Here is a 23,934-nt window from a genome sequence, read left to right as displayed (position 1 = left end):
CCCGCTGCCCCTGACCGGCAAGGCCACCCAGCCCCCTGGTCCGAGAAGCCATCGCCTCCGACCAGCGCAACGGGCCACGCACCAGATGTTGCCGGTCACCGCACTAGCTGCCGCGCCGGCCCTGACCATGGCGCGGGCCCGTCCGTGCCTGCGGTGGTCCGGGCGCACGCACACCCGCAGGAGCTGCGCCGTGCGGCCGGACGGGTAGCGCTCGGTGAGCCGGCGGGGATGCGGGGGTGGGCGGGGCCCCGGGAGTTCGGCGCGGTGGTGCCGACCACCTCGTCGCCCAGGACTGCCACGACGCGGGCGTGGCGTGCCGTACCGCGTACTGACCGGTCTCCTGCCCTGCCGTTCTGTCTCTCATGGCTCGGTGGTGGTCCCCTTCCGGCGCTCGCTCTGGTCCCGTGAGCGGCAGCCTACTTGTAAATTCGCGCTATTGGAAATGAAAACGGTTTCCGGTAACTTCCTGCTCGTTCGGTGCGGACGCCTCCCGACAGGCGGACCGCTGCGCAGGCATGCCCCGCGGTCGCGGTGGCATTTCGAGAGGAAGTCCCTTGTCGCATCTGCTGGTTGTCGAGAGCTGGGTGGGGTCGATGAGCAGGCTGCTGCCCAGGGCGATCCGTGAGGGCGGGCACGAGTTCACCTTCGTCACCCGCGACCTGCACCACTACCTGCGCGGCGCCGGCTCCGACGGCCCGCACCCGCTGCTCGCCGCGCACAACGTCATCACGGCGGACACCAACGACATGGACGAGCTGCTGCCCCGCTTGGAACGGCTGCACGCGGTGCTCGAATTCGACGGCGTGGTCTCCTCCTGCGACTACTACCTGCCCGCTGTGGCACGTACGGCCGAACGGCTGGGCCTGCCCGGACCGGCCGCCGAGGCCGTCGAGGCGGCCTGCCGCAAGGACCTGACCCGCCGGGTGCTGGCCGAGGCCGGAGTGCCGGGACCCCGCTTCGCGCTCTGCGCGGACGCGGTGCAGGCCGCCGCCGCGGCCCGGGAGATCGGCTATCCGCTGGTGGTCAAGCCGGTGGACCTCTGTGCCGGGATGCTGGTCCGCGAGGTCCGGGACGAGCGGGAGCTGGAACTCGCCTGCCGGGCACTGACGGACTTCCCGGTGAACGCGCGCGGCCAGGACCGGCTGCCCGTCGTCCTCCTCGAAGAGCTCCTCACCGGCCCCGAAGTCAGCGTCGAGACCGTCTCCTTCGACGGTGTCACGGGAGCGGTCGGAGTCACCGACAAGAGCATCGGCGGTGCGCCGGCCTTCATCGAGACCGGCCACATGTTCCCGGCCGCCCTCACCCCGGTCCACGAGCGGGAGGCCGTCGACACGGCCGTGGCCGCGATCAAGGCCCTCGGCCTGGACCACGTCGTGTGCCACACCGAGATCAAACTGACTCCGCAGGGGCCCAAGGTGGTCGAGGTCAACCCCCGCCCGGCCGGCAACCGGATCACCGAACTCGTCCGCCACGTCACGGGCATCGACCTGGCCGCAGCCTGTGTCGACGTCGCCCTCGGTCGCACGCCCGACCTCGCGCCGCGCCCGACCGGCGTGCACAGCGCCGCCATCGCCTTCCTGCTCCCCGACACCACCGGCACCCTCACCGGCTTCGACGGCGCCGAGGAGGTGCGGGTGCAGCCCGGGGTGCTGGAGCTCACCCTTGCCGAACCGGGGCGTGCCGTACGCGCCGCGACCAGCAACAACGAGTACCTCGGCCACATCATGACCGCCGACACCGAGGGCAGTGGGGCCCGGGAGACAGCCGAGCGGCTCCTCGCGCACCTGCACCCCACCTACGAAGAGCGTTCGGCCGAACTGCCCTCGGCGGTGCCCGCATGACCGCACCCGCCCTCCACGAGCCCGCCCTCCACGAGCCCGCCCTCCACGAGCCCGACGTTCACACCGTCGACCAGCTCATCACGAACGTCCGCGCCGGTGTCTACGGCTCCGACCCCGCCAGGGAGCGCATCGCGCTCGCCTTCACCACCGCCCAGGCCGTCCGCCACGCCGGCCGCAGCAGCGGATACCGCAACGAAGTCCTCAGCCTGCGCCTGCACGCGGCGGTCGGGTCCTGCGCCGTCGAGCCGGGAGCACTGCCCGCGGCGGCCCTCGACGACTGTGTCGGTGCCTCGGCGGCCGAGCTCCTCGACCACCCGCTGCTCCCCGTACGGATCGCCGCCCTCGACGCCTACCTCGCCCACGTACGCCCCCACACCCCCGAGCACGGCGCCCGCCCGTACGCCCTCCCGGCCGGCAGCTCCCTCCACCGGTCCCGGGCCCGCGCCCGCGCCGTCGTCGATCTGCTGCCCCCGACCGTCCGGGGCCGTGTCCTCGTGATCGGCGTGGTCAACTCCCTGCTGGAGCAGTTGCGCGAGCGCGGCCTCGGATACGTGCCCTGCGACCTCAAGGGGGGCGCCACCGAGTGGGGCGAGCCCGTACGGACCGACGCCCTCGCGGAGTTCGAGCACTGCGACGCGGTCCTCGCCTCCGGAATGACCCTGGGGAACGGCACCTTCCAGCCGCTTCTCGACCGCGCCGCCGGCAGCGGAAAGCCCCTGGTGATGTTCGCCCAGACCGGCAGCGCGATCCTGCCGAGGTTCCTCGGGGCCGGAGTGAGCGCGGTATCCGCCGAGCCGTACCCCTTCTTCTGGCTCGACGGCGGCCCCGGAGTCATCCACCGCTACGGAGGCACCCGGTGACCACCGCACCCCCGTTGCACCGCCCGACGCCCCGCTGCGCCAACCCGGAGCTGCTGACGCTGATCGGCCGCACGCCGCTGGCCCGGATCCGCACGGACCTTCCCCACCCGCACCCCGGCTTCTGGGCGAAGCTCGAATGCCTCGGGGCGGGCGGCATGAAGGCCCGGTCCGCCGTGTCCATGCTGCTCGGCGCCCGGCAGCGCGGCGAACTCCGCCCCGGCGCCACCGTGGTCGAATCCACCTCCGGAACCCTGGGCATCGGGCTCGCCCTCGCCGGGCAGGCCCTCGGTCACCCCGTCGTCCTCGTCGGTGACCTCGAACTCGAGGCGTCCATGCGCCAGTTGCTGCGGACGTACGGCGCGCAGCTGGAGCTGGTGGAGCGGCCGGCCGCCGAAGGCGGCTGGCAGGCCGCCCGGATCGCCCGGCTGCGCGAGGTCCTGGCCCGGACGCCGGACGCCTACTGGCCCGACCAGTACAACAACCCCGACAACGCCGCCGGTTACCTGTCCATGGCGGCCGAACTCTGCGGCCAGCTCGACCACCTGGACGTGCTGGTGTGCAGCGTCGGTACCGGCGGCCACAGCGCCGGGCTCATCGCCCCGCTCCGCCGCCGCTGGCCGCGCCTGAGGGTGATAGGCGTCGACTCCATCGGCTCCGCCATCTTCGGCCAGCCCGCCCGCCCCCGCCTCATGCGCGGGCTCGGCAGCAGCATCCACCCGCGCAACGTCGCCCACCACGCCTTCGACGAGGTCCACTGGGTGGGCCCAGCCGAAGCCGTCGACGCCTGCCGCAGACTCGCCCGTACCAGTTTCGTCAGCGGCGGCTGGAGCACCGGCGCCGTCGCCCTGGTCTCCGCCTGGGCTGCCCGTGTCGAGGCCGGAGCGGTCGTCGCGACGGTCTTCCCCGACGGTCCGCACCGCTACCTCGGCACCGTCTACGACGACGACTACTGCCACGCGCACGGCCTCGACCGGGCCGAACTCGCGGTCCGCCCCGTGGAGATCCCCCATCCGCACGCGGCCGAGGCCATCGGCTGGACCCGCTGCCGCACCGTCGTCGACCCGCTCGCGGCGACCCGGCCGCCGCTCCTGCCCGTACCGGCCCGGGGAGGTGCCGCATGAGACTGACGTGGCACGCCACGGAGCTGGAACTGGCCGAGCCGCTGCGCATCTCCCGCTCCGTGATGGCCCGCCGCGACGCCGTCTGGGTCACGATCGAACACGGTGGTCTGGCCGGCTGGGGAGAGGTGGTCAGCAGCGAGTACCTCGGCCTGCCCACCCCTCGCATCGTCCGCCACCTCACCACCGTGCGGCCCGCGCTCGAACGCCTTCCCGACCCCGAGACCGCATGGCACGCGCACACGGCCGACTCGCTGCCCGGCCTCTCGGAGCTGCCGGCCGGGGTGCTCGCCGGGCTGGAGGCGGCTCTGCTCGACCTGGTCGGCAAACGGGCCGGCAGCCCCGCCCACCAGCTGCTGGGCACGCACACAGCGCCGGCCGTGCAGACCGCCCGTACGATCGGCATCGTCGCGCCCGTCGCGGCGGCCGCACAGGCCGCCCGCCTCGCACTGAGCGGTTTCACCGTCCTCAAGGTCAAAGCCGGATCGCCCGATCCGCAGGAGGACCTCGCGCGGGTGAGGGCCGTCCGGGCCGGAGCCCCGGGGGTGGGCCTGCTCCTCGACCCCAACGGGGCGTGGACCGAGCGCCGGGCGATCGAGCTGCTGCCGCGCTTCGCCGAGCTCGGCGTCACCGCCGTGGAACAGCCCGTCGCGCCGGGCAGCCCCGATTCCCTCGCCCGCGTGGCGAAGGAGTCCCCGGTCCCCGTCATCGCCGACGAGGACGCCGTTTCCTACGAGGACGCCGTCGCGCTCGCCGGTCTGGTCCACGGAGTCAACGTCAAACTCGCCAAATGCGGCGGGGTACGAACCGCCCTGCGCATCCACGAGGCCCTGCGAGGCAGCGGCACCGACCTCATGCTGGGCTGCCTCACCGCCAGCTCGCTCGGCATGGCCCCCGCCGTGCACCTCGCCGACCGGGCCCGCTGGATCGATCTCGACGGGCACCTGCTCCTCGCCGACGACCCCTGGACCGGCATCGGGGGCGCCGATGGCACGGTACGGGCCGCCGACCGAGCAGGCCTCGGCGTCAGGCGCACCACCCACATGGCGGTCGTACAGTGAAGATCATCAGCTCCATGCGGGACTTCCCGCTCGCCGTACGTCTGCTCCTGGTCAACCAGCTCGGCGTCAACACCGGCTTCTACCTGCTCATCCCGTACCTCGCCACCCACCTCTCCGACGACCTCGGGCTCTCGGCCGCGGTCGTCGGCGTGGTCCTGGGCCTGCGCAACCTCAGTCAGCAGGGCCTGTTCCTGATCGGCGGTTCCGCCGCCGACCGGCTCGGCGCCCGCGGTGTGATCATCGCGGGCTGCGCCCTGCGTACGCTCGGATTCGGCCTGTTCGCCCTCGGCGACAGCCTGCCGCTGCTGCTCGCCGCGTCCATGGTCAGCGGGCTCGCGGGGGCCCTCTTCAACCCCGCCGTACGGACCTGCATCGCCCAGGAGGCCGGCGACCGCAAGGCCGAGGCCTTCGCCCTGTTCGGCGTTTTCGCCACCACGGGCGCACTCCTCGGGCCGCTGCTGGGCACCTTGCTGCTGCTCGTGGACTTCCGGGCCGCCGCCGTCACCGCAGCGGGCGTGTTCGCCGTCCTCACCCTCGCTCAGCTGCTGGTGCTGCCGGCTCGGGAGGCCCCGGCATCCGAGGCCGGAGTGCTCGGCGACTGGCGGGAGGTCGCCGGCAACCGCCGGTTCCTGGCGTTCTCCCTCGCCATGGTCGGCATGTACGGCCTGGAGAACCAGCTGTACCTGCTCCTGCCCCGGGCGGCCACCGACGCCTCCGGATGGGACGGCTCGGTCGGCTTGCTGTTCCTCGCCGGGACCGTCGCCAACCTGCTGTTCCAGTTGCGCATCACCCGCGCCCTGAAGGTCCGGGGGAGCGGGGCGCGCTGGATCGCCGTCGGTCTGGCCGTCATGGGCCTGGGATTCCTGCCCCCCGTGCTCGTGGCGGGATCCACCACCCCCCACCCCCTGCGTCTCCTGCCGGTGCTCGCCGGGGCCCTGCTCCTGCACCTCGGTGTGATGGTCGCCCAGCCCTTCGTGATGGAGCTGATACCGGCCTTCGGCCGCGCCAACCTGACCGGAACCCTCTACGGATTCTTCTACGCGGTGTCCGGGGTCGCGGCGGCCTTCGGCAGCGCGGCCATCGGCTGGTCCATGGACACCGCCGGCCACACAGGCCCGACCTGGCTGCCCTACGGCTGCTGCTGCAGCCTCGGCCTCGTCTCGGCAGCGGCCGTCGCACACCTCCGGCGAAGACGCGCCCTGCCAGCGGAGAAGGCACCCGACCCGACGGCCCCCGCGCTCCCCGGCCGGCCCCGAAGCGAGACCCGATGACACCGACCACCAGCGGCAACCTGCTCACCGACCACCCCGAGCTCTACGAAGAACGATTCCCCGACCCCGAACGGCTCGCCGCCCGCTGGACCGAGGACGTACTGGCCCGCCACGGTGGCGGCTCCCGTGTACTCGACGTCGGCTGCGGCACCGGCCGGGACGCCGCCTGGCTGCACCACCGGGCCGGCCGCGAGGTCACGGGCATCGACACCTCCGAGGCAATGCTGGAGCACGCGGCCACCCAGCACCCGGGCCCCAGCCACCACCTGGCCGACATGCGCGACTTCGACCTCGGAGCGACGTTCGACGCGATCGTCTGCCTGGACAGCGCCCTTCTCCACTGCCACACCAACGAGGACCTCACCGCCTTCCTCGCCCGCTGCCGCGCCCACCTCACGCCAGGCGGCCTGCTCGTCGCCGAGATGCGCAACGGCGCCTACTTCCTCGGCAACACCGAACTCCTCGACGGCCCGCGCACCCACACCTTCACCTGGCGCGGCACCACCCACACCTCCCACACCACCCTGTGGATCGATCACGGCGCCCAACTCCTGCGCCGCCGAAGGACCTGGACCGCCGACGACGACTCCGCTCCGCACGAGCAGCACTCCGCCTGGAGGCTCCTCTTCCCGCAGGAGCTGCGGTACTTCCTCACCACCGCCGGCTTCGAGGTCCTCGCGCTGCACGACGGACCCGGCCCCCGCACCGAACCGCCGTGGAGCCCGGGCGAGGCCCCGCACGGGACCACGAGTTCCGACCGCCTCCACCTCATCGCCCGGCTCACGCCTCACCCCAGCAACGGAGACACCACCCCATGAACGACGCCCGTCCCAGCCTCGCCCGTAGGGGCTTCCTGATCGCCACGGGCGCCACCGCCCTCGCCTTCACCGCGGCCTGCGGCACCGGCGCCACCCGGGACGCCGAGAACGCTGCGGAGGGGACCCCCAGGGCCGGCGGCCGGCTGCGTGCCGCCTTCGCGGGCGGCGGCGCGGGCGAGACCCTCGACCCGCACGCCGCCAACCTGTTCGTCGACGCCGCCCGCGCCAAGGCCCTCTTCGACAAGCTCGCCGACTTCGGCGCCGACCTCGCCGCCGTGCCCAGGCTCGCCGAGAAGTGGGAGGCCGACGACGCACTCGCCACCTGGAAGATCACCCTGCGCCGGGCCGCCTTCCACGACGGCCGCCCGGTCACCGCCGAGGACGTCCTCCACAGCTACCGCCGGATCGCCGACCCGAAGGGCACCTTCCGGGCCAAGGCCTCCCTGGAGCCGATCGACCTCGGTGCCAGCCGTGCCCTGGACCCGTTCACCGTCGAGTTCAGGCTCAAGCGTCCGTGCGCCGAATTCCCCAATGTCCTCGCCGCCTTCGGCGCGTACATCGTCCCCAAGGACACCACCGCCTTCGACAAGCCCGTCGGATCCGGACCGTTCCGCTTCGTCTCCTTCAAGCCGGGGAGTTCCCTCGTCGTCAAGCGCAACGACGCCTACTGGGAAGGCGCCCCGCACCTCGACGAGCTCGAATTCGTCGTCGCGTCCGAGGAGTCGGCACGCGTCAGCGCCCTGCTCGGCGGTCAGGTCGAGTACGCCCACGAGCTGAACCCCGCCACCGCCCGCACCCACGAAGACAAGGGCAGGATCGACGTCGTCCGCCTCCCGGGCAGCGCGATGCAGGGCTTCGTCATGAAGACCGACCGCCCGCCGTTCGACGACCCCCGGGTCCGCCAGGCCTTCTTCCTCATCGCCGACCGCAAGGAACTCGTCGACGGAGCCCTCTCCGGCGCCGGCGAGATCGGCAACGACCTCTTCGGGAAGGGCTACCAGTACTACGCGAGCAGCCTGCCGCAGCGCACCCAGGACCTCGACAAGGCCCGCGCCCTCCTCAAGGAGGCCGGTGCCGAAGGCCTCACGGTCACCCTCGACACCGCCCCCGCCGCCACCGGCTTCGTCGAGGCCGCCGGCATCTTCAAGGAACAGGCAGCCAAGGCCGGCGTCACCGTCGAGGTCGAGGTCGGCAACAAGGACACCTACTGGAAGGACATCCTCACCAACGGGTCCCTCGCCTCCTACCGGTCCGGCGCCATGCCCATCGAGTCCCACATCTCGCAGCGGCTGCTCACGGGATCGACCACCAACGCCACCAGGTGGCAGCGACAAGACTTCGACGACCTGTACCAGCAGGCCCAGTCCACCCGCGACGAGAAGCAGCGCGCCGCTCTGTACGAGCGGATGCAGCGCCGTCTGTACGACGAAGGCGGCTTCCTGATCTGGGGTTTCGCGGACTGGATCGTCGCCACGGCGCCGAAGGTGCGCGGGGTGTCGAAGCAGGCCCCCGCCAACACCCTCGACTGGGCCCGTTTCGACAAGGTCTGGCTGGCGTGACACCCCACCTGTCATGGGCCGGTCGCCGTCTGCTCCTCGGTGTTGGGCAGACGGCGGCCGTCGTCCTCTTCGTCTTCGTCCTCACCGAGGCGCTGCCCGGTGACGCGGCGGTCGCCCTCGCCGGGGACCAGCCCGACCCCGCCCGCATCGCGCGCATCCGCGAAACGATGGGGCTGGACCGGCCGGCCGCCGAACGCCTCATGGGCTGGGTCGTCGGTCTCCTGCGAGGCGACCTCGGCACCTCCCTGGTCAGTGGGCGGCCCGTCACCGGCTACCTGACCGCCGGACTGGCCCCCACCCTCCTCCTCGCCGGGGCCACCCTCGCCCTGCTCGTCCCGCTCTCCGTCGGACTCGGCGTGCTGGCCGCCCGCCGCGAGGGCGGCCCGCTCGACCGGACCGTCAGCGCGCTGACCCTCGGCGTGCACGCCGTGCCCGAATTCGCCGTCGGGGTCCTGCTCGCCACGCTCTTCGGACTGTGGCTGGGCTGGCTGCCGCCCACCGCCGTCGGCGTCGACCCCTTCACGCAGCCGGCCGTCATGATCCTGCCCGTCGTCGTCCTGCTGTCGCGGCCCGTGTGCACCATCAGCCGACTGGTGCGCGCGGGGATGATCGAGGCGATGGCGTCCCCGTACGCCGGCCAGGCCCGCCGCCACGGGGTCTCCGGCACCCGGATCACCTGGACGCACGCCCTGCCCAACGCGCTCGCCCCCGCCGTTCAGCAACTGGCCCGCACCTGCGACTGGCTCCTGAGCGGAGTGATCGTCGTGGAGGCCCTCTTCGTGATCCCGGGCCTCGGCACCGTACTCATGGAAGCGGTCGCCGCCCGCGACATACCCGTCGTCCAGGGCATGGCCGTGGTCTTCGGCACCGTCACCGTCCTCGTCAACCTCGCCGCCGACCTGGCAGCCCGCCGCTTCGCACCCCGGTCCGGGGCGGCGGCATGAAACAGAAGCCGGCAAGGTCCCTCCTCGCCCTCGGGCTGATCGCCCTGCCCGTCCTCCTCGCCCTGGCCGGGCCCTTCGTGGCGGCTCCGGCCGGCCCCCGGTCGGTCTCCTTCTCCTCCGGCGACGGGCACTGGCTCGGCACCGACTTCAGCGGCCGCGACGTCTGGCAGCAGGTGCTCCTCGGCGGCCGGTCCGTCGTGCTCGTGGCGATCGCGGCCACAGCCCTCGCCTACCTCGTCGCCCTCCCTCTGGGCCTCACCGCGGCCCTCACCCGCCGCACCTGGCTGGAGGAGGCGCTGATGCGCCCCTTGGACGTGGTCATCGCGGTCCCCTCGCTCCTGCTGGTGCTGCTCGTCGCGGCCACCCTCACGCCGGGGCCCGTCGGACTGACCGTCCTGGTCGGCCTGTCCGCCGTACCCGACGCCGCCCGGGTCGTGCACGCGGCGGCCGTCGAGATCTCCTCGCGGCCCGCCGTGGAGGCGCTGCGCATGCAGGGCGAGTCCTGGTGGCGCACGGCCATCGGGTACGTGGGCCGCTCCATGGACCGCACCCTGGCCGCCGACGCCGGGATCCGGCTCACCGGAGCCCTCTACCTGGTCGCGACCGCCGCCTTCCTCGGCGTGGGCGTCCAGCCGGACGCCGCCGACTGGGCGGTCATGGTCGACCGCAACCGCACCGGCCTGTTCCTCCAGCCCTGGGCCGTGGTCATGCCCGCCCTGCTCATCGCGGCCCTCTCGACGGGCACCAACCTCCTCTTCGACGCCGCCCTCCAACGGCACACGACCCCCCGGAAGGGAGCGCCGCGATGACCCCCGTCGCAGAGGTACGGGACCTGCGAGTCGACATCGGCGGACGGGTGATCGTGGACGGCGTGAGCCTCGCCGCCCACGCGGGCACGATAACCGCCGTCATCGGCCCGTCCGGCAGCGGCAAGACCACCACGGGGCTCGCCCTTCTGGGAGAGTACCCAGTCGGCGCCGTCGTCGAAGGCCAGGTCCGCACGCCTGCGGGCCCGGTCGGATACATACCCCAGCACCCGGCCTCGGTCCTCAACCCGGCCCGTCGCGCGGGCGCACTCCTCTCCGACATCGCCGCCCGCCACGGAGGAACCCGACTCGAACGCAAGCGCCGCGTCGAAGAGGCCTTGCGCCTCGCTCGGCTCCCGGATCCGCAGGCCGTGCTGCGCCGCTTCCCCCACCAGCTCTCCGGCGGCCAGCAGCAGCGGGTCGTCCTCGCCCAGGCACTGCTTCTGGGCGCCCGGGTCATCGTCGCCGACGAACCCACCACCGGCCAGGACGTCCTCACCAAAGCGGGCGTCGTGGCGGAGCTGACCGCCGTGGCCGCACGGGGCGTCGCCGTCATCCTGCTCAGCCACGACCTGGACGTCGTACGGGAGCTGGCCGACGAGGTCGTGGTGATGAGGAACGGACTCGTCGTGGAACGGGGCCCCGCCGCATCGGTCCTGGAGGGCCCCGAACCGGAGCGGCTGAGCCCCGCGCGAACACCACGCACCCGCGGACCGGTGCGTCTGGAGACGCGGAACCTGACCGCACGGCACCGCACCACGCGGGGAGCCGTCGAGGTCCTGAGCGACATCGACGTCTCGGTCGCGGCCGGGGAGTGCCTGGCCCTCGTCGGCCGTTCCGGCAGCGGCAAGACCACGCTGGGACGCTGCCTGGCCGGACTGCACGGCACGTACGAGGGCACGGTCCTGCTCGGCGGGACGCCGCTGCCGCGCAGCCTGCGCTCGCGTCGGCGGGCAGAACTGGCCGCCGTGCAGTACGTGTTCCAGGACGCGAAGGCTGCTTTCGACGAGCACCGGCCGGTCCTCGCGCAGGTCGCCCGCAGCGCCGTACGGCTACGAGGCGCCGCTCCGGGGGAGGCGCGCCGTACGGCCTTGCGGACCCTCGGCGCATTCGGCCTCGGCGAGGCCCTTGCCGGGCGCCGCCCGGGCGAGCTCTCCGGAGGCGAACTCCAGCGCGCGGCGCTGGCCCGGGCCTTGCTGGCCGGGCCGCAGGTCCTCGTCTGCGACGAGATCACCTCCGGCCTCGACCCGGCCACGCGGACCACGATCCTCGACGTCCTCGCCGAGCTCAGGGAACGCGCCGAACTCAGCCTGGTGTTCATCACCCACGACCTCGCGGCCGCCGGAGCCCTCGCGGACCGGATCGCGGTCCTCGACTCGGGGCGCATCGTCGAGGCCGGCCCGGCCCGTGAACTGATCGGGACACCGCAGCACACCATGACCAAGAAGTTGCTGTCGGCCCCGTCGACGGCGCCGCCGGTCCGCCCCCGGTGACCCCTCGGTCACTGCCGGCGGATCCGCACCTGCGCGCGCAGGGATCGGGCCACCTCCACGTCGAAGGGTTCGGTGCTGGGGGTGAGCATCGCCGCGGCGGCTGTGGCCACCCCCAGCGCGCAGGCACTGACGGGATCGTCACCGGCGGCCAGCTGCGTGGTGAGGGCGGCGACCATGCTGTCGCCCGCCCCCGCGTCGCTCAGGGGCTCGCCGGGCAGCGGCGGTACGTAGAGCTCGGTGTGGCCGTGGCTGGTCGAGCACAGCGCGCCCAGTGCTCCGAGGGTGGTGACGGCGACCTCGGCGGCCCCCGTGGCCAGCAGGTGCTCGTTGAGTGCCCGGGCGTCGTCGAAGGTGTTGACGGGGCGGCCGGTCAGGCCCTCGGCCTCCGTCCGGTTGCACCTGAACAGGAACACACCCTCCGCGAGGGCGGCCGGGAGCGCCGGCCCGGAGGTGTCCAGCACCAGCCGCGCTCCGGCTGCCCTGACACGACGGGCGACGGCCGCGTAGTAGGCCTCGTGCAAGCCGCCGGGCAGGCTCCCGCTGGCCACGACGTACGGGCGACTGCCGAGGAGCTGCTCCAGTACCTCCAGGCACCGATCCCCCTCGTGCTCGTGGAGTCGCGGGCCCGGCGGCACGACGTGGTAACTGCGATGTGATCCGGTCTCGAACAGTACGAGTGCTTCGCGGCTGTCGTCGTCGATGCCGACGGCGACGTGGTCGATGCCCTCTTCGTCCAGCAGCCGGTTGAGGCGCAGGCCTACTTCACCTCCCGCGGTGTGGAGGGCGGTGGCCCGTGCTCCGAACCGCGCGATGTGACGGGCGACGTTGATTCCTCCGCCCCCGACGGCGACCGACCTGACCCGTGCGCGGTTCTTGCCGATGACCGTCAGGTGTTCGACCTCCCAGCAGAGGTCGATCGTCGGATTCATCGTCAGGGTGACGACTTGTGGACCGGCGGTTCGCTCCGGTGCCGCGGCTCTGCTCATGGCGGGGTCCTGGTAGTCGGGCCGGCCTCCGTACGGAGGGCGGCAGGGTCACCGCGCCCTTCCGGGTCCGGGGCTCATGGTTCGGTGTGCGCCTTCAGCCGCGAGCGGACGTCGACGACGCCCTCGACGGACCGGGCCAGTCGCTCGGCCAGGGGGATCAGGTGCTCGTCCCGGACGCTGCCCGTCAGAGTGGCGATGCCGTGTGTGACGGTGACGGTGACTTCCTTGTGCGAGAGCGGGAAGAGGTGTTCGACGACGCTCCGGCGGATTTCCTCGGCGAGTTCGTCGTCGCTGCGGAGGAAGACCTTGAGCAGGTCGGCGCGGCTGACGATGCCCTTGAGGGTGCCGTCGGCGTCGACGACCGGGAGGCGCTTGATGCGCCGGTCGGCCATGAGGCGGGCGGCCCGGGGGAGGTTGGCGTCGGGGCGGATCGTGACGGCCGGTGTGGTCATGAGGGCTTCGGCGCGGGTGGAGCCGGCCTTGGCGGTGTCGCCGAGGCGGCGCATCTGTTCGATCATCCCGGGGTGGTGTTCGTGGAACTCCTCCTTGGGGAGGAGGTCGGCTTCGGAGACGACGCCGACGACGCGGCCTTCGCCTTCGATGACGGGGAGGGCGGTCACCTTCCAGCGTTCCATCGCGGCGGCGATGTCCTTGAAGCCGGTGTCGGGTGTGACGGCGATGACTTCGGTGGTCATCACGTCGGCGACGGTGTACGGGGTGGAGGTCATTGCGGGTCCTCAGCGTGCGTGGGCGAGCGGGGTTCCGCTGCCGTGTGGGGAGAACAGGTCGAGGAGCCGGGTGCGGGCGGAGTCGAGCCGGTCGGCGATGACGCACGCGACGGCGGTGGAGACGGACCGGCCGACGGCGGAGTCTTCGTCGCACAGCTCCCGTACGGCGGCGGCGTCGAACTCGAGGGCGCGGACCTCGCGGGAGGCGGTGGCGCCCAGGTGCCAGGTGTAGGGGCGGAACATCCACGACCATCCGAGCAGTTCGCCGTAGCCGAGGGTGTCGATGACGGCGTTCTTGCGGCCGGGGACGTGGGTGTCGAGGTCGACGGTGCCGCACTCGATGACCCAGAACTTCTCGGCCCGCTGGTGCTCCCTGAAGATGCGGGTCCCGGCCGGGAACGTGACCTGGTGGGAGTGGGCGAGCAGGGCCTCGCGGGCTTCCGGAGTCATCTGTTCGAGGATGCCGTGCATGGTGCTCATGGTGTGCCTCCAGCCCTTCCCCTTCACCGTGCGCCGGGTGCCGTGGGGGCCGGGAGGGCCGCGCGGTGCAGACCGCGGGACCGTCCGGCCCGGGTCGGCGGGCCAGGACGGCGGGCGTCGCGGGGCAGCTCGTCCCGGTTGCGGCGGCGCAGGTCCGCGACACCCTGGAAGAGCCCGCGGTCGACGAGGATCCGGGCGCGGTCGCTCCCGACCGGGAACGTGCTGCCCGTCCTGCTGCCACCGAGGAACCTCGGCGGGGCCGGGCGGGGAGATGAAGACGGGGCCGGCTGGGACATGGCAGCGGTCCTCCTTCCGGGGGAGGGTGCCGGCTTCCACCGTGGCATCCGCCGTGATGCGCCGACGAGACCCGACCGGTCCCCTCGGTAGGGGCCGACCGGCCCAAGCGCCGTGGAGGGGCGGGGGCGCAGCCTGACGGTGACCCCATACCGCCCAGCACAGAGAGGCGGCGACCATGAAGGCACTCGTCTTCGAAGGCGCGGGGCGGACGAGGTCTTCTCGCGCGCCGGAGACACCGGCGCCCTCACGGTCGTGCTCGGCGGACCGCAGCACGAGACGGTCGCCGTACCGCCGCAGGAGCAGTGAGTGCCGTGAACAGGACACATAGCATCCGCCCGCGCGAGACCGCCGAGACCGCCGAGACCGCCGAGACCGCCGAGACCGCCGAGACCGCCGAGACGGCCGAGACCGCCGGACGCACTGATCTGGGCCGCCGCATGGCAGCTCGGCGGATCGCCCTCGGCCTGAGCCGTGAGGAGCTGGGCCGGCGGTGCGGCGCGGACGGCAACTACATCGCCTACCTGGAAGAGCGCGCGGCCGCTCCCGGGATCAGGACGCTCGTCCGCGTCGCGGACGAGCTCGGCGTGACGGTCGGCGATCTGACCGGGGCGAGCGCAGGTCGTGCCCCGGGCCGCTCCACCGCTCGCCGCGACACCGCACTCGTGCCCTTGGACGAGGCCCAGTGCCGGGAGCTGCTGGGCGCGCATGGAGTGGGACGTATCGCCGTGTCCACCCCCGACGGGCCGGCCGTTCTCCCGGTCAACTACCTGACCGCAGGCCCCGACATCGCGTTCCGCACCGCCGTGGAAGCCCTCGTTGCCAGAGCCGCGGGCACGCCGGGCGCTTTCGAGACGGACAACATCGACGACGTCACCGCCGGCGGCTGGAGCGTTCTGGCCGTGGGCCGGCTGGAAGCCGTGACAGATGCGGAGGAGATCCGGCACCTGACGGCCACGGCGCGGTCCCAACCCTGGGCCGGTGGCCCGCGCACCCACTGGATGAAGATCACTCCCATCCGGCTGACCGGCCGTCGCGTCCTCCACGAGTCATGAGCGAACACGAGCCATGAGCGATGTGAGAGCGGTCGTCCTCGACACGAGCAGGCGGCCGTGAACACCACCCCGTGGCACTGGGAGTACCACCGTTACGACCCCAAGACCGAGCGGCTGGTCGAGTCACTGTGCACGCTCGGCAACGGTCGCTTCGCCACACGAGGGTCTTCCCCCGAGAACGACGCGGACGAGGCCCACTACCCGGCCACGTACCTCGCCGGCTGCTACGACCGGCTCACCTCCGTGGTCGCCGGGCGGAAGACCTCCAACGAGGACATGGTCCGGCTGCCGGACTGGACCGCCCTGCGCTACCGCTGCCTGCCCGACGACGCCGCGCCCGGCGACTGGCTCACCCCGGACCACCCCACTCTGCGCCACTGCCGTGTCGCACTGGACCTGCGTTCCGGAACGCTGACCCGCCGCATGCTCTTCCATGACGCCGAAGGCCGCCGTCTGGGCGTCACCCACACCCGGCTCGTCCACATCGGCGATCCGTACCTCGCCGCTCAGCGCACCGTCCTGAGTGCCTACGGCTGGCAGGGCAGGGTCGAGATCGAGGCCGTACTGGACGGAGGCGTCGCCAACACGGGCGTGGAGCGGTACCGCGCCCTGGCTGGGCGACACCTCGTCGAACACCGGGCCGGAGTGGAGGCGGAGGGCACCGCGTGGCTGTCCTGCAACACCGCCACCTCGCGGCTGCGGGTCGGGCTCGCCGTACGCACCCTGGCACGGCCCCTCACTCTCGTCAGCAGCGCCTGCACGAGCACCACCGCCCGTCAGACGTTCATCCTGCCGATCAGACGGGCTGAGCCGGCGGTGGTCGTGAAGACCGCGGCCCTGTTCACCTCCCTGGACCGGCCGTGGGAGGACCCCGTGAAGAGCAGCATCGCGCATGCCGAGCACGCCCCGGAGTTCCCTGCCCTGTTGCGGTCCCACAAGGCGGCGTGGCAGCGGATCTGGAGCGAGGGCGAACTGAAGACGCCGGGTGAAACGGGGCGGGTCCTGCGCCTCCACGCCTTCCACGTCCTCCAGACGCTGTCGCCGCACACCGCGGAACTCGACGTCGGCGTCCCGGCCCGGGGTCTGCACGGGGAGGCGTACCGGGGGCACGTCTTCTGGGACGAGCTGTTCGTCCTGCCCTACCTGGGACTGCACTTCCCCGAGACCGCCCGCGCGCTGCTGATGTACCGGCACCGGCGGCTGCCCGCGGCCCGGGTCTCGGCACGTGCCATCGGGGCCAGGGGGGCGATGTTCCCCTGGCAGAGCGGCGGTTCGGGCGCCGAGGAGACGCAGAGGCTCCACCTCAACCCCCGCTCCGGCCGCTGGCTTCCCGACCACTCCCACCTCCAGCACCACGTCGGGTCGGCCATCGCCTGGAATGTCTGGCAGTACGGTCTCGCCAGCGGAGACACCGGCTTCATGCACGGGCCCGGCGCCGAACTCCTGCTGCACATAGCCGACTTCTGGGGGAGTGTCGCCAAGTGGGAGGCGGGCCTTGATCGTTACCGGATCCGTGGTGTCATGGGGCCGGACGAATACCACGACGCCTACCCGGACGCCGCTACGCCCGGCATCGACGACAACGCCTACACCAACGTCACGGCCGCTTGGGTACTGGCCCGCGCGTTGGACCTCTACGGGCAACTCCCCGCAGCCCGAGCCGCTGAACTGCTCGCCCAGCTCGGCCTCGCGGCGGACGACCTCGGTCACTGGGAGGACATCTCGCACCGTATGTACGTGCCCTTCCACCAGGGTGTGATCAGCCAGTTCCACGGCTACGGCGATCTCGCCGAGCTCGACTGGGACAAGTACCGCGCCCGCTACCACGACATCCGCCGCCTGGACCGCATCCTGGAGGCAGAGGGCGACAGCCCCAACCGTTACCAGGCGTCCAAGCAGGCCGACACCCTCATGCTCGGCTTCCTCTTCCGTCCCGGCGAACTCGCCCGGCTGTTCGCCCGGCTCGACTACGCCTTCGACGACGCGTGCTGGGCACGGACGACCGCCTACTACCTGCGACGGACCTGTCACGGCTCCACGCTCAGCAGCCTCGTCCACGGCTGGGTGCTCGCCCGGCACCTGGGCCCGGACGCCTGGCGCCACTGCGAGAACGCCCTGCTCAGCGACATCACCGATGCTCAGGGCGGCACCACCGGCGAGGGGATTCACCTGGGAGCCATGGCCGGCACCCTCGACCTCGTCGAACGCGGAATCGCGGGCCTGGATCCCGGCTCCGACGGCCTGCACATCGACCCCGTGCCGCTGTCCCAGATCCCCCGCTCCGCATTCTCGATCGCATATCTCGGCCACCGGGACGTGCGCATCTGGTTCCGGCCGGGCCGTCTGGGCATCCGCGTTCCGCCGTCGCCCCTCGGGCCGGTGGCGCTGGTCCTTCCCGGTGACCGGCGGGAGCGGGTCGGCGCGGGAGAGGAAAGGTGGTTCCGCCTGCCGATGGGCTGAGACGGCCACGGGACCCACCCGCGCAAACGGCTACGGCGCGTGCGCCTCCTATGGCGGCGGACGCTCATCTCCCACACGCTGAAGGTATGTCTCGGAAGGGGTGAAGGGCATGGACACGCAGCATGAGGCTCCGCGGATCGTCGTGGGCATCGACGGATCGCCCTCGTCCCAGAGCGCCCTGCGCTGGGCGGTGCGGTATGCCGGTCTCGTCGGCGGAAAGGTGGAGGCGGTCACGGCCTGGGAGATCCCCGGCGAAGCGTCATGGTCGGCTCCGGCGGTGGACGCGGCGTTCGACGAGGAGGAGGCCGAGAAGCTGCTGGTCGACGAGGTCCGCACCGTACTCGGTGACGGGGGGACCGCCTTGGTGCACGAGCGCCTGGTACACGGCCACCCGGTCCAGGTCCTCGTGGACGCGGCCCGAGGTGCCGACATGCTGGTCGTGGGCAGCCGCGGACGCGGCGGTTTCCGCCGGGCGCTCCTCGGCTCGGTGAGCCAGCAGGTGGCGCTCCACGCCTCGTGTCCGGTGACCATCGTCCGGCAGGACGTCCCCGTGGAATGAGCCGTGCCACGTGCCGCACCAGTTTGCCGGGCACAGCGTGAGGTGACGTGCGGGGAGCGCCGTCCGGACTCGGCCGGCGCTCTCCTCCGTGATCGCCCGCATCCCCCTCGCCCGCCCGTCGGCTCCGGGGGCGCGCAGCCACCGGGGGAGCCGTTCGCGGGGCCGGTCGGCCCCGCGCATGAACGGACCACTCGGCCCCGTGCGACTGGCCCCCTCGGCACTGCGGACCACCACCGTCGCGGCGTGATCGTGGAACCCGGACGCCACACCGGCGCCGCCTCCCCCAAGAGGGTGACCACGATGCAGCGCATACGGATCCAGACCCGGCCGAAGCAGCCCCACAAGCCCGCCCTGCCGGACCTGCGCACGCCGTCGGGCCGCCCCCTGCCGTACTGAACCGCAGCCGGCGCACAGGCCACGGAGGACGTCATGGGACACATGCGACGCGTCATACCGTTCACCCGGCTCGGCCGCGGCGATCTCGGCCGCGTCGGAGGGAAGAACGCCTCGCTGGGCGAGCTCACCGTTCGGCTGGCCTCGGCCGGCGTGACCGTACCGCCCGGCTTCGCCACGACCGCCGACGCCTACGGCGCGGCGGCGCCACTCAGGCCCTGCGCGACGGCCGCCCGGTCACGGTCTCGTGCACCGAGGGCAGCCGCGGCCGCGTGTACGCGGGCCTGGTGCCGTACGAGGAGACCGAGACCGACCTCGCCGCCCTGCCCGCCACCCGCACCCGGGTGATGCTCAACCTCGCCGACCCCTCGGCGGCGTTCCGCTGGTGGCGGCTGCCGGCCGACGGCGTCGGACTGGCCCGCCTGGAGTTCATCGTCGCCCACCAGGTCAAGGTCCACCCCATGGCCCTGGTCCACCCCGAACGCCTGGACGCGGCCGACCGGTGCGCGGTCGACCAGCTCACCGAGGGCCACCTCGACCCCACCACCTACTTCACCGACCGCCTCGCGTACGGCATCGCCCGCATCGCCGCCTCCCGGTGGCCCGATCCGGTGATCGTCCGTACCAGCGACTTCAAGACCAACGAGTACGCCAAACTCCTCGGCGGTCGGCCCTTCGAGCCGGTCGAGGCCAACCCGATGATCGGATGGCGGGGCGCCAGCCGCTACTACAGCGACGGCTACCGCGAAGGCTTCGCCCTCGAATGCCGGGCCCTGCGCCGGGTGCGCGACGAGATGGGCCTGACCAACGTCATCGTCATGATCCCCTTCTGCCGCACCCTGCGCGAGGCCGACAAGGTCCTCGACGTCATGGCCGCCGAAGGGCTCCGGCGGGGTGGCAACGGGCTCAAGGTCTACGTGATGGCCGAGATCCCCGCCAACGTCCTGCTCGCCCAGGACTTCGGTGCGCGTTTCGACGGCTTCTCCATCGGCAGCAACGACCTGACCCAGCTCACGCTCGGCGTCGACCGGGATTCCGAGGCCCTCGCAGACGTCTTCGACGAGAACGACCCGGCCGTCACCGGCCTGATCCGGACCCTCGTCCCGCGGGCCCAGGCCGCCGGACGGCCCGTGGGGCTGTGCGGGCAGCGCCCCAGCGACGACCCCGCCTTCGCCGCCTTCCTCGTGGACATCGGGATCGACTCGATCTCCGTCGCCCCGGACAGCTTCCCGGCCGTCAAGCAGCACGTGGCCGCAGGAGAGGAGCGGCGCCACGGCAGGGACCGAATGGTCCCTGCCGGGATCCGTCCGGCCCATGCGGAACCACCGCCGGCCGCGTGACAGTGACATCAGCCCGACGAGGACGAGACACAAGGAGTCCCGCCATGAGCACCAAGAGGGTCCTGGTCGCCTACGGGACCAAGCACGGATCCACCGCGGGTATCGCCGAGCAGATCGGCACGACCCTCCGCGAGGACGGCCTCGACGCCGTCGTCCTGCCCGCCGGCCGCGTCGATGACGTCCGCGGCTATGACGCCGTGGTGCTCGGTGGTGCCCTGTACGCCGGCCACTGGAGCGTCAAGGCCGCTCGGTGCGCCGAACGCAACGCCGAGTCGCTCCGGCACCGCCCGGTCTGGCTGTTCAGCAGTGGCCCCCTCGACCGTTCCGCCGAGGAACACGACATCCCCCCGCTGCCCGCCGTCGCCCGCCGGATGCAGCTCATCGGCGCGCGGGAGCACAAGACGTTCGGCGGCAGTGTCACGGCCCGCACCCCCGGACTCCTCGCCCGCTCGATGCTGCGCCAAGGCAAGGGCGGTGACTTCCGGGATCCCGAGCGCATCCAGTCCTGGGCCCACCACATCAGCGCCGAGCTCGCCGCCGCCTGAACCGGGTGGACGGGCCGGCACGGACGCAGCGCGGAGGCGCGTCATGGACGACCGGACGAGGGGACCGGGGAACAACCCGCTCCGGCGCAAAGCCGACCGCACCCGCACCCGCCTGCACGCCGTCTTCGCCGTGGCCTGCCTCGTCGCCGTGTTCTGCGGCGTTGCCGTCGGACGGTCCGCCTGGACCGACAGCAGCCGCGCCGCCCAGGCGGTCGCCCGCCACAGGCACGACATCCAGGCCGTCACGGTCGGCCGGACCACCTACCGGGCCGGTGAGGGGCCGGGCGGGACGCGCGTCACCGTGGCCCCCGCCACGTGGCGCTATCCGGTTGACCGTGCACACACGGGCACCCTTCCCGTCCCGGTGGGCACGCACGAGGGGGACACGGTCCGCGTGTGGGTCGACGACTCCGGAAACGCGGCCGACGAGCCCCCCGAGGCGGTCGAGATCGGGCTGGACGCGTTCGGCCTCGGAGCGGGGGCCCTCACGGGGATCGTGCTCGTCTCAGGTCTCCTGGTCCGCATCGGGCTCCGGATCGTGGACGCACGCAGCTCCCGCGCCTGGGAGGCCGAATGGGAGGACGTGGAACCCTTGTGGTCCGGGCGTCTGCGGCCCGGTCAGGGAGCGGACGATGGCTGACAGCGCCGTGGAACGGGACCTCACGCCGGACGTCACCCCGGATCCGCTCGAGCCCCTCGCGCTGCTCCGCCGCGAACTGCACACCGGCCCGCTGGGTCTGTCGAGCCGGGAGGCGGAACGGCGCCTGGCGGTCTACGGGCCCAACGAGGTCCGGCCGGCGGCCCGGCCGAGCATCCTGCGGGAACTCCTGAGGCAGCTGGTGCACCCCTTGGCCCTGCTCCTGTGGGCGGCGGCCGCCCTCGCCTTCGTCGCGGCCATCGACGTACTCGGCTGGGCGATCGTCGCCGTCGTCCTGGTCAACGCAGGCTTCGCCCTCGTCCAGGAACGGCAGGCCGAGAGGGCCGTCGAAACCCTGGCCCGCTACCTTCCCGCACAGGCCCAGGTGATCCGTGACGGGCAGCCGCAGCACGTCCCCGCCCGTGATCTCGTCCCGGGGGACCTCATCGTCCTCGAGGAAGGCGACCGGATCCCCGCCGACGCCCGCCTGACCGAGGGAGGCATCGAAGCCGACCTGTCCATGCTCACCGGCGAGTCCACCCCGGTCGAACGCGTGGCCGGTCCGGGGCTGCAGGCGGTACCGGTGCTCCAGGAACCCAATCTCGTCTTCAGCGGAACCAGCGCCACCGAGGGACAGGCACAGGCGGTCGTCTTCGCCACCGGCGACCACACGGAACTCGGCCGGATCGCCGCCCTCAGCCAGCGCACCCCCCGTGAGCCGAGCCCGCTGGAGAAGCAGGTCAAGAAGGTCGCCTGGCTGATCGCGGCGGTCGCCGTCGCGATGGGGGCGGTGTTCCTCGTCATCGGTGTGGCGGTCGGTCTGCCGGTGACCGCTTCGCTGATGTTCGCCATCGGCCTGCTCGTGGCCAACGTGCCGGAAGGTCTGCTGCCCACGATCACCCTCGCCCTCGCCGTCGGGGTACGGGTACTGGCCCGGCAGGGCGCGGTGATCAAGCGGCTGAGCGCCGTCGAGACCCTCGGCTCCACCAACGTGATCTGCACCGACAAGACCGGCACCCTCACACGGAACGAGATGCGCCTGCACGGTTCCTGGACGCCCGGGAACCTCTCGGAGCCCGGGCACCGGAGCACCGAGCTGATCCACGCAGCGGCCCTGTGCACCACCGTGACCCGCGAGACGGACGGCCGGCTGCACGGAGATCCGACCGAGCTCGCACTGGCCGAAGGAGCCGCGGAACAGGGCGTGCCCGTCGCCCCGGCCGACCGCGACGCCCACCGCCGGGCCTGCTTCCGCTTCGATCCCCGCCTCCGCCTGATGTCAGTGGTCCAGGTGACGGACCACGGCCGCCTCCGCGTGATCACCAAGGGTGCCCCGGAGGCGGTCCTGTCGGTGCTGACGAGCGGAGAGCCGGCCCGCGAGGCGCAAGCGGCTGCCGACGCGCTGGCGGCGGACGGCATGCGCGTGCTGGCCGTCGCCGTGCGCGACCTGCCCGCCGATGCCGAGCCCCCGGTGCGGCGCCAGCAGGCCGAGCGGGACCTGCACCTGCTCGGGCTGGTCGGCCTCTACGATCCGCCGCGCCCGGAGGTCGCGGCCGCGGTCCGGCGCTGCCACGAGGCAGGGGTGACCGTGCACGTCGTCACCGGTGACAGCGGAGCCACGGCTGCCTCGATCGCCCGTGCCGTCGGCATCGGCGTGCCGAAGCTGCGGGTGATCACCCAGTCCGAGGCGGTCGACGACCACCACCTGGACCACCTGCTCCGGCAGGAGGACACCGAGATCGTCTTCGCGCGTTCCTCGCCGGAGACGAAGCTGAAGGTGGCCGACGCCCTGAGGAGCCACGGCCAGATCGTGGCCATGACCGGCGACGGCGTGAACGACGCTCCCGCCCTGCACCGCGCCCACATCGGCGTCGCCATGGGCCGCTCGGGCACCGACGTGGCCCGCGAGGCATCGACCATGGTCCTCACGGACGACAACTTCGCCACCATCGTCACGGCGATCGAATCCGGACGCCGCGTCTACGACAACGTCCGCAAGTTCATCGTCTACATCTTCGCCCACCTCACCCCCGAAGTCGTGCCCTTCCTCGTCTTCGCCCTCTCCGCCGGCACCGTCCCCCTGCCGCTGACAGTCCTGCAGATCCTCGCCATCGACCTCGGGACCGAGACCCTCCCGGCCCTCGCCCTCGGCCGCGAGCGCGCCGAACCCGGCGTCATGTCCAAACCGCCCCGCCCCAGCACCCAGGGCGTGATCAACAAGGACATGCTCATCCGCAGCTGGGGCTGGCTCGGCTCCGTCTCCGCCGCTCTGGTCATGACCGCGTTCTTCTACGTCCTGTGGCGGGCCGGCTGGCACCCCGGCGACCCCACCGGACCGGGCACCCCGCTCCACCACGCCTACCTGACGGCCACCACCGCCACTTTCGCCGGCATCGTCACCTGCCAGGTGGGCACCGCCTTCGCCGCCCGCACCGACCATGCGGCCCTGCGCGACATCGGCTTCTTCACCAACCCCCTGCTGCTCGCCGGGATCGCCTTCGAACTCGCATTCACCGCGGCGCTCGTCTACGCGCCCCCGCTGCAGCAGCTCTTCGGCACAGCGGCCCTGCCCCTGGACGTCGTCCTCCTCATCGCGGCCTTCCCGCCACTGGTCTGGGGGACGGACGAACTCCGCCGCGCGGTCCGTCGTCGGCGCCACCGCGCCTGAATCCACCGGAGGAACACC

Annotated in this window: 22 protein-coding genes; 19 read left to right on the top strand and 3 right to left on the bottom strand. The window is 72.5% G+C overall.

The window, feature by feature from the left end; genetic code table 11:
- The first annotated feature begins 554 nt into the window (after window positions 1-554).
- The 10 genes from ACZ6Y1_RS01905 to ACZ6Y1_RS01860 are packed head-to-tail and all read left to right on the top strand — an operon-like array spanning window position 555 to window position 11,771.
- Complete coding sequence (locus tag ACZ6Y1_RS01905) at window positions 555-1,841, top strand: ATP-grasp domain-containing protein (protein ID WP_469621012.1); 1,287 nt, start codon at window positions 555-557, stop codon at window positions 1,839-1,841.
- Window positions 1,838-2,701 carry a Rossmann-like domain-containing protein gene (locus tag ACZ6Y1_RS01900; protein WP_469621009.1) on the top strand — a complete coding sequence of 288 codons (864 nt, stop codon included), beginning with the start codon at window positions 1,838-1,840 and terminating at the stop codon, window positions 2,699-2,701. The genes ACZ6Y1_RS01905 and ACZ6Y1_RS01900 overlap by 4 nt, the downstream gene beginning before the upstream one ends.
- The gene (locus ACZ6Y1_RS01895) at window positions 2,698-3,822 is read left to right on the top strand and encodes a PLP-dependent cysteine synthase family protein (protein ID WP_469621006.1); all 1,125 of its coding nucleotides are present in this window, start codon (window positions 2,698-2,700) and stop codon (window positions 3,820-3,822) included. Before ACZ6Y1_RS01900 ends, ACZ6Y1_RS01895 begins: the two co-directional genes overlap by 4 nt.
- A complete protein-coding gene (locus ACZ6Y1_RS01890; protein ID WP_469621002.1) occupies window positions 3,819-4,880 on the top strand; it encodes a dipeptide epimerase in 1,062 nt (353 codons plus the stop codon). The genes ACZ6Y1_RS01895 and ACZ6Y1_RS01890 overlap by 4 nt, the downstream gene beginning before the upstream one ends.
- Entirely contained in the window at window positions 4,877-6,151 is a 1,275-nt protein-coding gene (locus ACZ6Y1_RS01885) for an MFS transporter (RefSeq protein WP_469620999.1), read from the top strand. The genes ACZ6Y1_RS01890 and ACZ6Y1_RS01885 overlap by 4 nt, the downstream gene beginning before the upstream one ends.
- The gene (locus ACZ6Y1_RS01880; protein ID WP_469620996.1) at window positions 6,148-6,969 is read left to right on the top strand and encodes a class I SAM-dependent methyltransferase; all 822 of its coding nucleotides are present in this window, start codon (window positions 6,148-6,150) and stop codon (window positions 6,967-6,969) included. Before ACZ6Y1_RS01885 ends, ACZ6Y1_RS01880 begins: the two co-directional genes overlap by 4 nt.
- Window positions 6,966-8,528, top strand: coding sequence for an ABC transporter substrate-binding protein (locus ACZ6Y1_RS01875; protein ID WP_469620991.1), 1,563 nt, complete (start codon window positions 6,966-6,968; stop codon window positions 8,526-8,528). Before ACZ6Y1_RS01880 ends, ACZ6Y1_RS01875 begins: the two co-directional genes overlap by 4 nt.
- The gene (locus ACZ6Y1_RS01870) at window positions 8,516-9,472 is read left to right on the top strand and encodes an ABC transporter permease (RefSeq protein ID WP_469621723.1); all 957 of its coding nucleotides are present in this window, start codon (window positions 8,516-8,518) and stop codon (window positions 9,470-9,472) included. The genes ACZ6Y1_RS01875 and ACZ6Y1_RS01870 overlap by 13 nt, the downstream gene beginning before the upstream one ends.
- Window positions 9,469-10,281: an ABC transporter permease gene (locus ACZ6Y1_RS01865; protein WP_469620988.1), complete on the top strand. Its 813-nt coding sequence runs from the start codon at window positions 9,469-9,471 to the stop codon at window positions 10,279-10,281. The genes ACZ6Y1_RS01870 and ACZ6Y1_RS01865 overlap by 4 nt, the downstream gene beginning before the upstream one ends.
- Window positions 10,278-11,771 carry an ABC transporter ATP-binding protein gene (locus ACZ6Y1_RS01860; RefSeq protein WP_469620984.1) on the top strand — a complete coding sequence of 498 codons (1,494 nt, stop codon included), beginning with the start codon at window positions 10,278-10,280 and terminating at the stop codon, window positions 11,769-11,771. The genes ACZ6Y1_RS01865 and ACZ6Y1_RS01860 overlap by 4 nt, the downstream gene beginning before the upstream one ends.
- Before the next feature lie 8 nt (window positions 11,772-11,779).
- On the opposite strand, the gene ACZ6Y1_RS01855 is transcribed toward ACZ6Y1_RS01860, so the two are convergent.
- The 3 genes from ACZ6Y1_RS01855 to ACZ6Y1_RS01845 all read right to left on the bottom strand — a co-directional run bounded on the left by ACZ6Y1_RS01855 (window position 11,780) and on the right by ACZ6Y1_RS01845 (window position 13,965).
- Window positions 11,780-12,757, bottom strand: a complete 978-nt coding sequence (locus ACZ6Y1_RS01855; protein WP_469620979.1) for a 1-phosphofructokinase family hexose kinase — start codon at window positions 12,755-12,757, stop codon at window positions 11,780-11,782.
- A 74-nt stretch (window positions 12,758-12,831) separates the two neighbouring features.
- Window positions 12,832-13,485, bottom strand: a complete 654-nt coding sequence (locus ACZ6Y1_RS01850; protein ID WP_469620976.1) for a CBS domain-containing protein — start codon at window positions 13,483-13,485, stop codon at window positions 12,832-12,834.
- A 9-nt stretch (window positions 13,486-13,494) separates the two neighbouring features.
- Entirely contained in the window at window positions 13,495-13,965 is a 471-nt protein-coding gene (locus tag ACZ6Y1_RS01845) for a cyclic nucleotide-binding domain-containing protein (protein WP_469620973.1), read from the bottom strand.
- 608 nt (window positions 13,966-14,573) lie between these two features.
- Here ACZ6Y1_RS01845 and ACZ6Y1_RS01840 point away from each other — a divergent pair.
- The 9 genes from ACZ6Y1_RS01840 to ACZ6Y1_RS01800 all read left to right on the top strand — a co-directional run bounded on the left by ACZ6Y1_RS01840 (window position 14,574) and on the right by ACZ6Y1_RS01800 (window position 23,916).
- Entirely contained in the window at window positions 14,574-15,314 is a 741-nt protein-coding gene (locus ACZ6Y1_RS01840) for a helix-turn-helix domain-containing protein (protein WP_469620970.1), read from the top strand.
- A gap of 57 nt (window positions 15,315-15,371) precedes the next feature.
- Complete coding sequence (locus ACZ6Y1_RS01835) at window positions 15,372-17,774, top strand: glycoside hydrolase family 65 protein (protein WP_469620968.1); 2,403 nt, start codon at window positions 15,372-15,374, stop codon at window positions 17,772-17,774.
- A gap of 109 nt (window positions 17,775-17,883) precedes the next feature.
- Window positions 17,884-18,333 carry a universal stress protein gene (locus tag ACZ6Y1_RS01830; RefSeq protein WP_469620966.1) on the top strand — a complete coding sequence of 150 codons (450 nt, stop codon included), beginning with the start codon at window positions 17,884-17,886 and terminating at the stop codon, window positions 18,331-18,333.
- 243 nt (window positions 18,334-18,576) lie between these two features.
- On the top strand, window positions 18,577-18,729 hold the full coding sequence (locus ACZ6Y1_RS01825) for a hypothetical protein (RefSeq protein WP_469620963.1): 153 nt from the start codon (window positions 18,577-18,579) through the stop codon (window positions 18,727-18,729).
- Between the two features lie 33 nt (window positions 18,730-18,762).
- Complete coding sequence (locus tag ACZ6Y1_RS01820; RefSeq protein ID WP_469620961.1) at window positions 18,763-19,074, top strand: PEP/pyruvate-binding domain-containing protein; 312 nt, start codon at window positions 18,763-18,765, stop codon at window positions 19,072-19,074.
- On the top strand, window positions 18,999-20,066 hold the full coding sequence (locus ACZ6Y1_RS01815) for a putative PEP-binding protein (protein WP_469620958.1): 1,068 nt from the start codon (window positions 18,999-19,001) through the stop codon (window positions 20,064-20,066). The genes ACZ6Y1_RS01820 and ACZ6Y1_RS01815 overlap by 76 nt, the downstream gene beginning before the upstream one ends.
- Before the next feature lie 44 nt (window positions 20,067-20,110).
- Complete coding sequence (locus tag ACZ6Y1_RS01810; RefSeq protein ID WP_469620955.1) at window positions 20,111-20,611, top strand: flavodoxin domain-containing protein; 501 nt, start codon at window positions 20,111-20,113, stop codon at window positions 20,609-20,611.
- 43 nt (window positions 20,612-20,654) lie between these two features.
- Entirely contained in the window at window positions 20,655-21,251 is a 597-nt protein-coding gene (locus ACZ6Y1_RS01805; protein WP_469620952.1) for an Rv1733c family protein, read from the top strand.
- Window positions 21,244-23,916 carry a cation-translocating P-type ATPase gene (locus ACZ6Y1_RS01800; protein WP_469620947.1) on the top strand — a complete coding sequence of 891 codons (2,673 nt, stop codon included), beginning with the start codon at window positions 21,244-21,246 and terminating at the stop codon, window positions 23,914-23,916. Before ACZ6Y1_RS01805 ends, ACZ6Y1_RS01800 begins: the two co-directional genes overlap by 8 nt.
- The last annotated feature ends 18 nt before the right edge of the window (window positions 23,917-23,934 follow it).

This window comes from Streptomyces sp. NPDC053432 (assembly GCF_055585365.1).
This window is presented reverse-complemented; position numbering and strand designations above follow the sequence as displayed.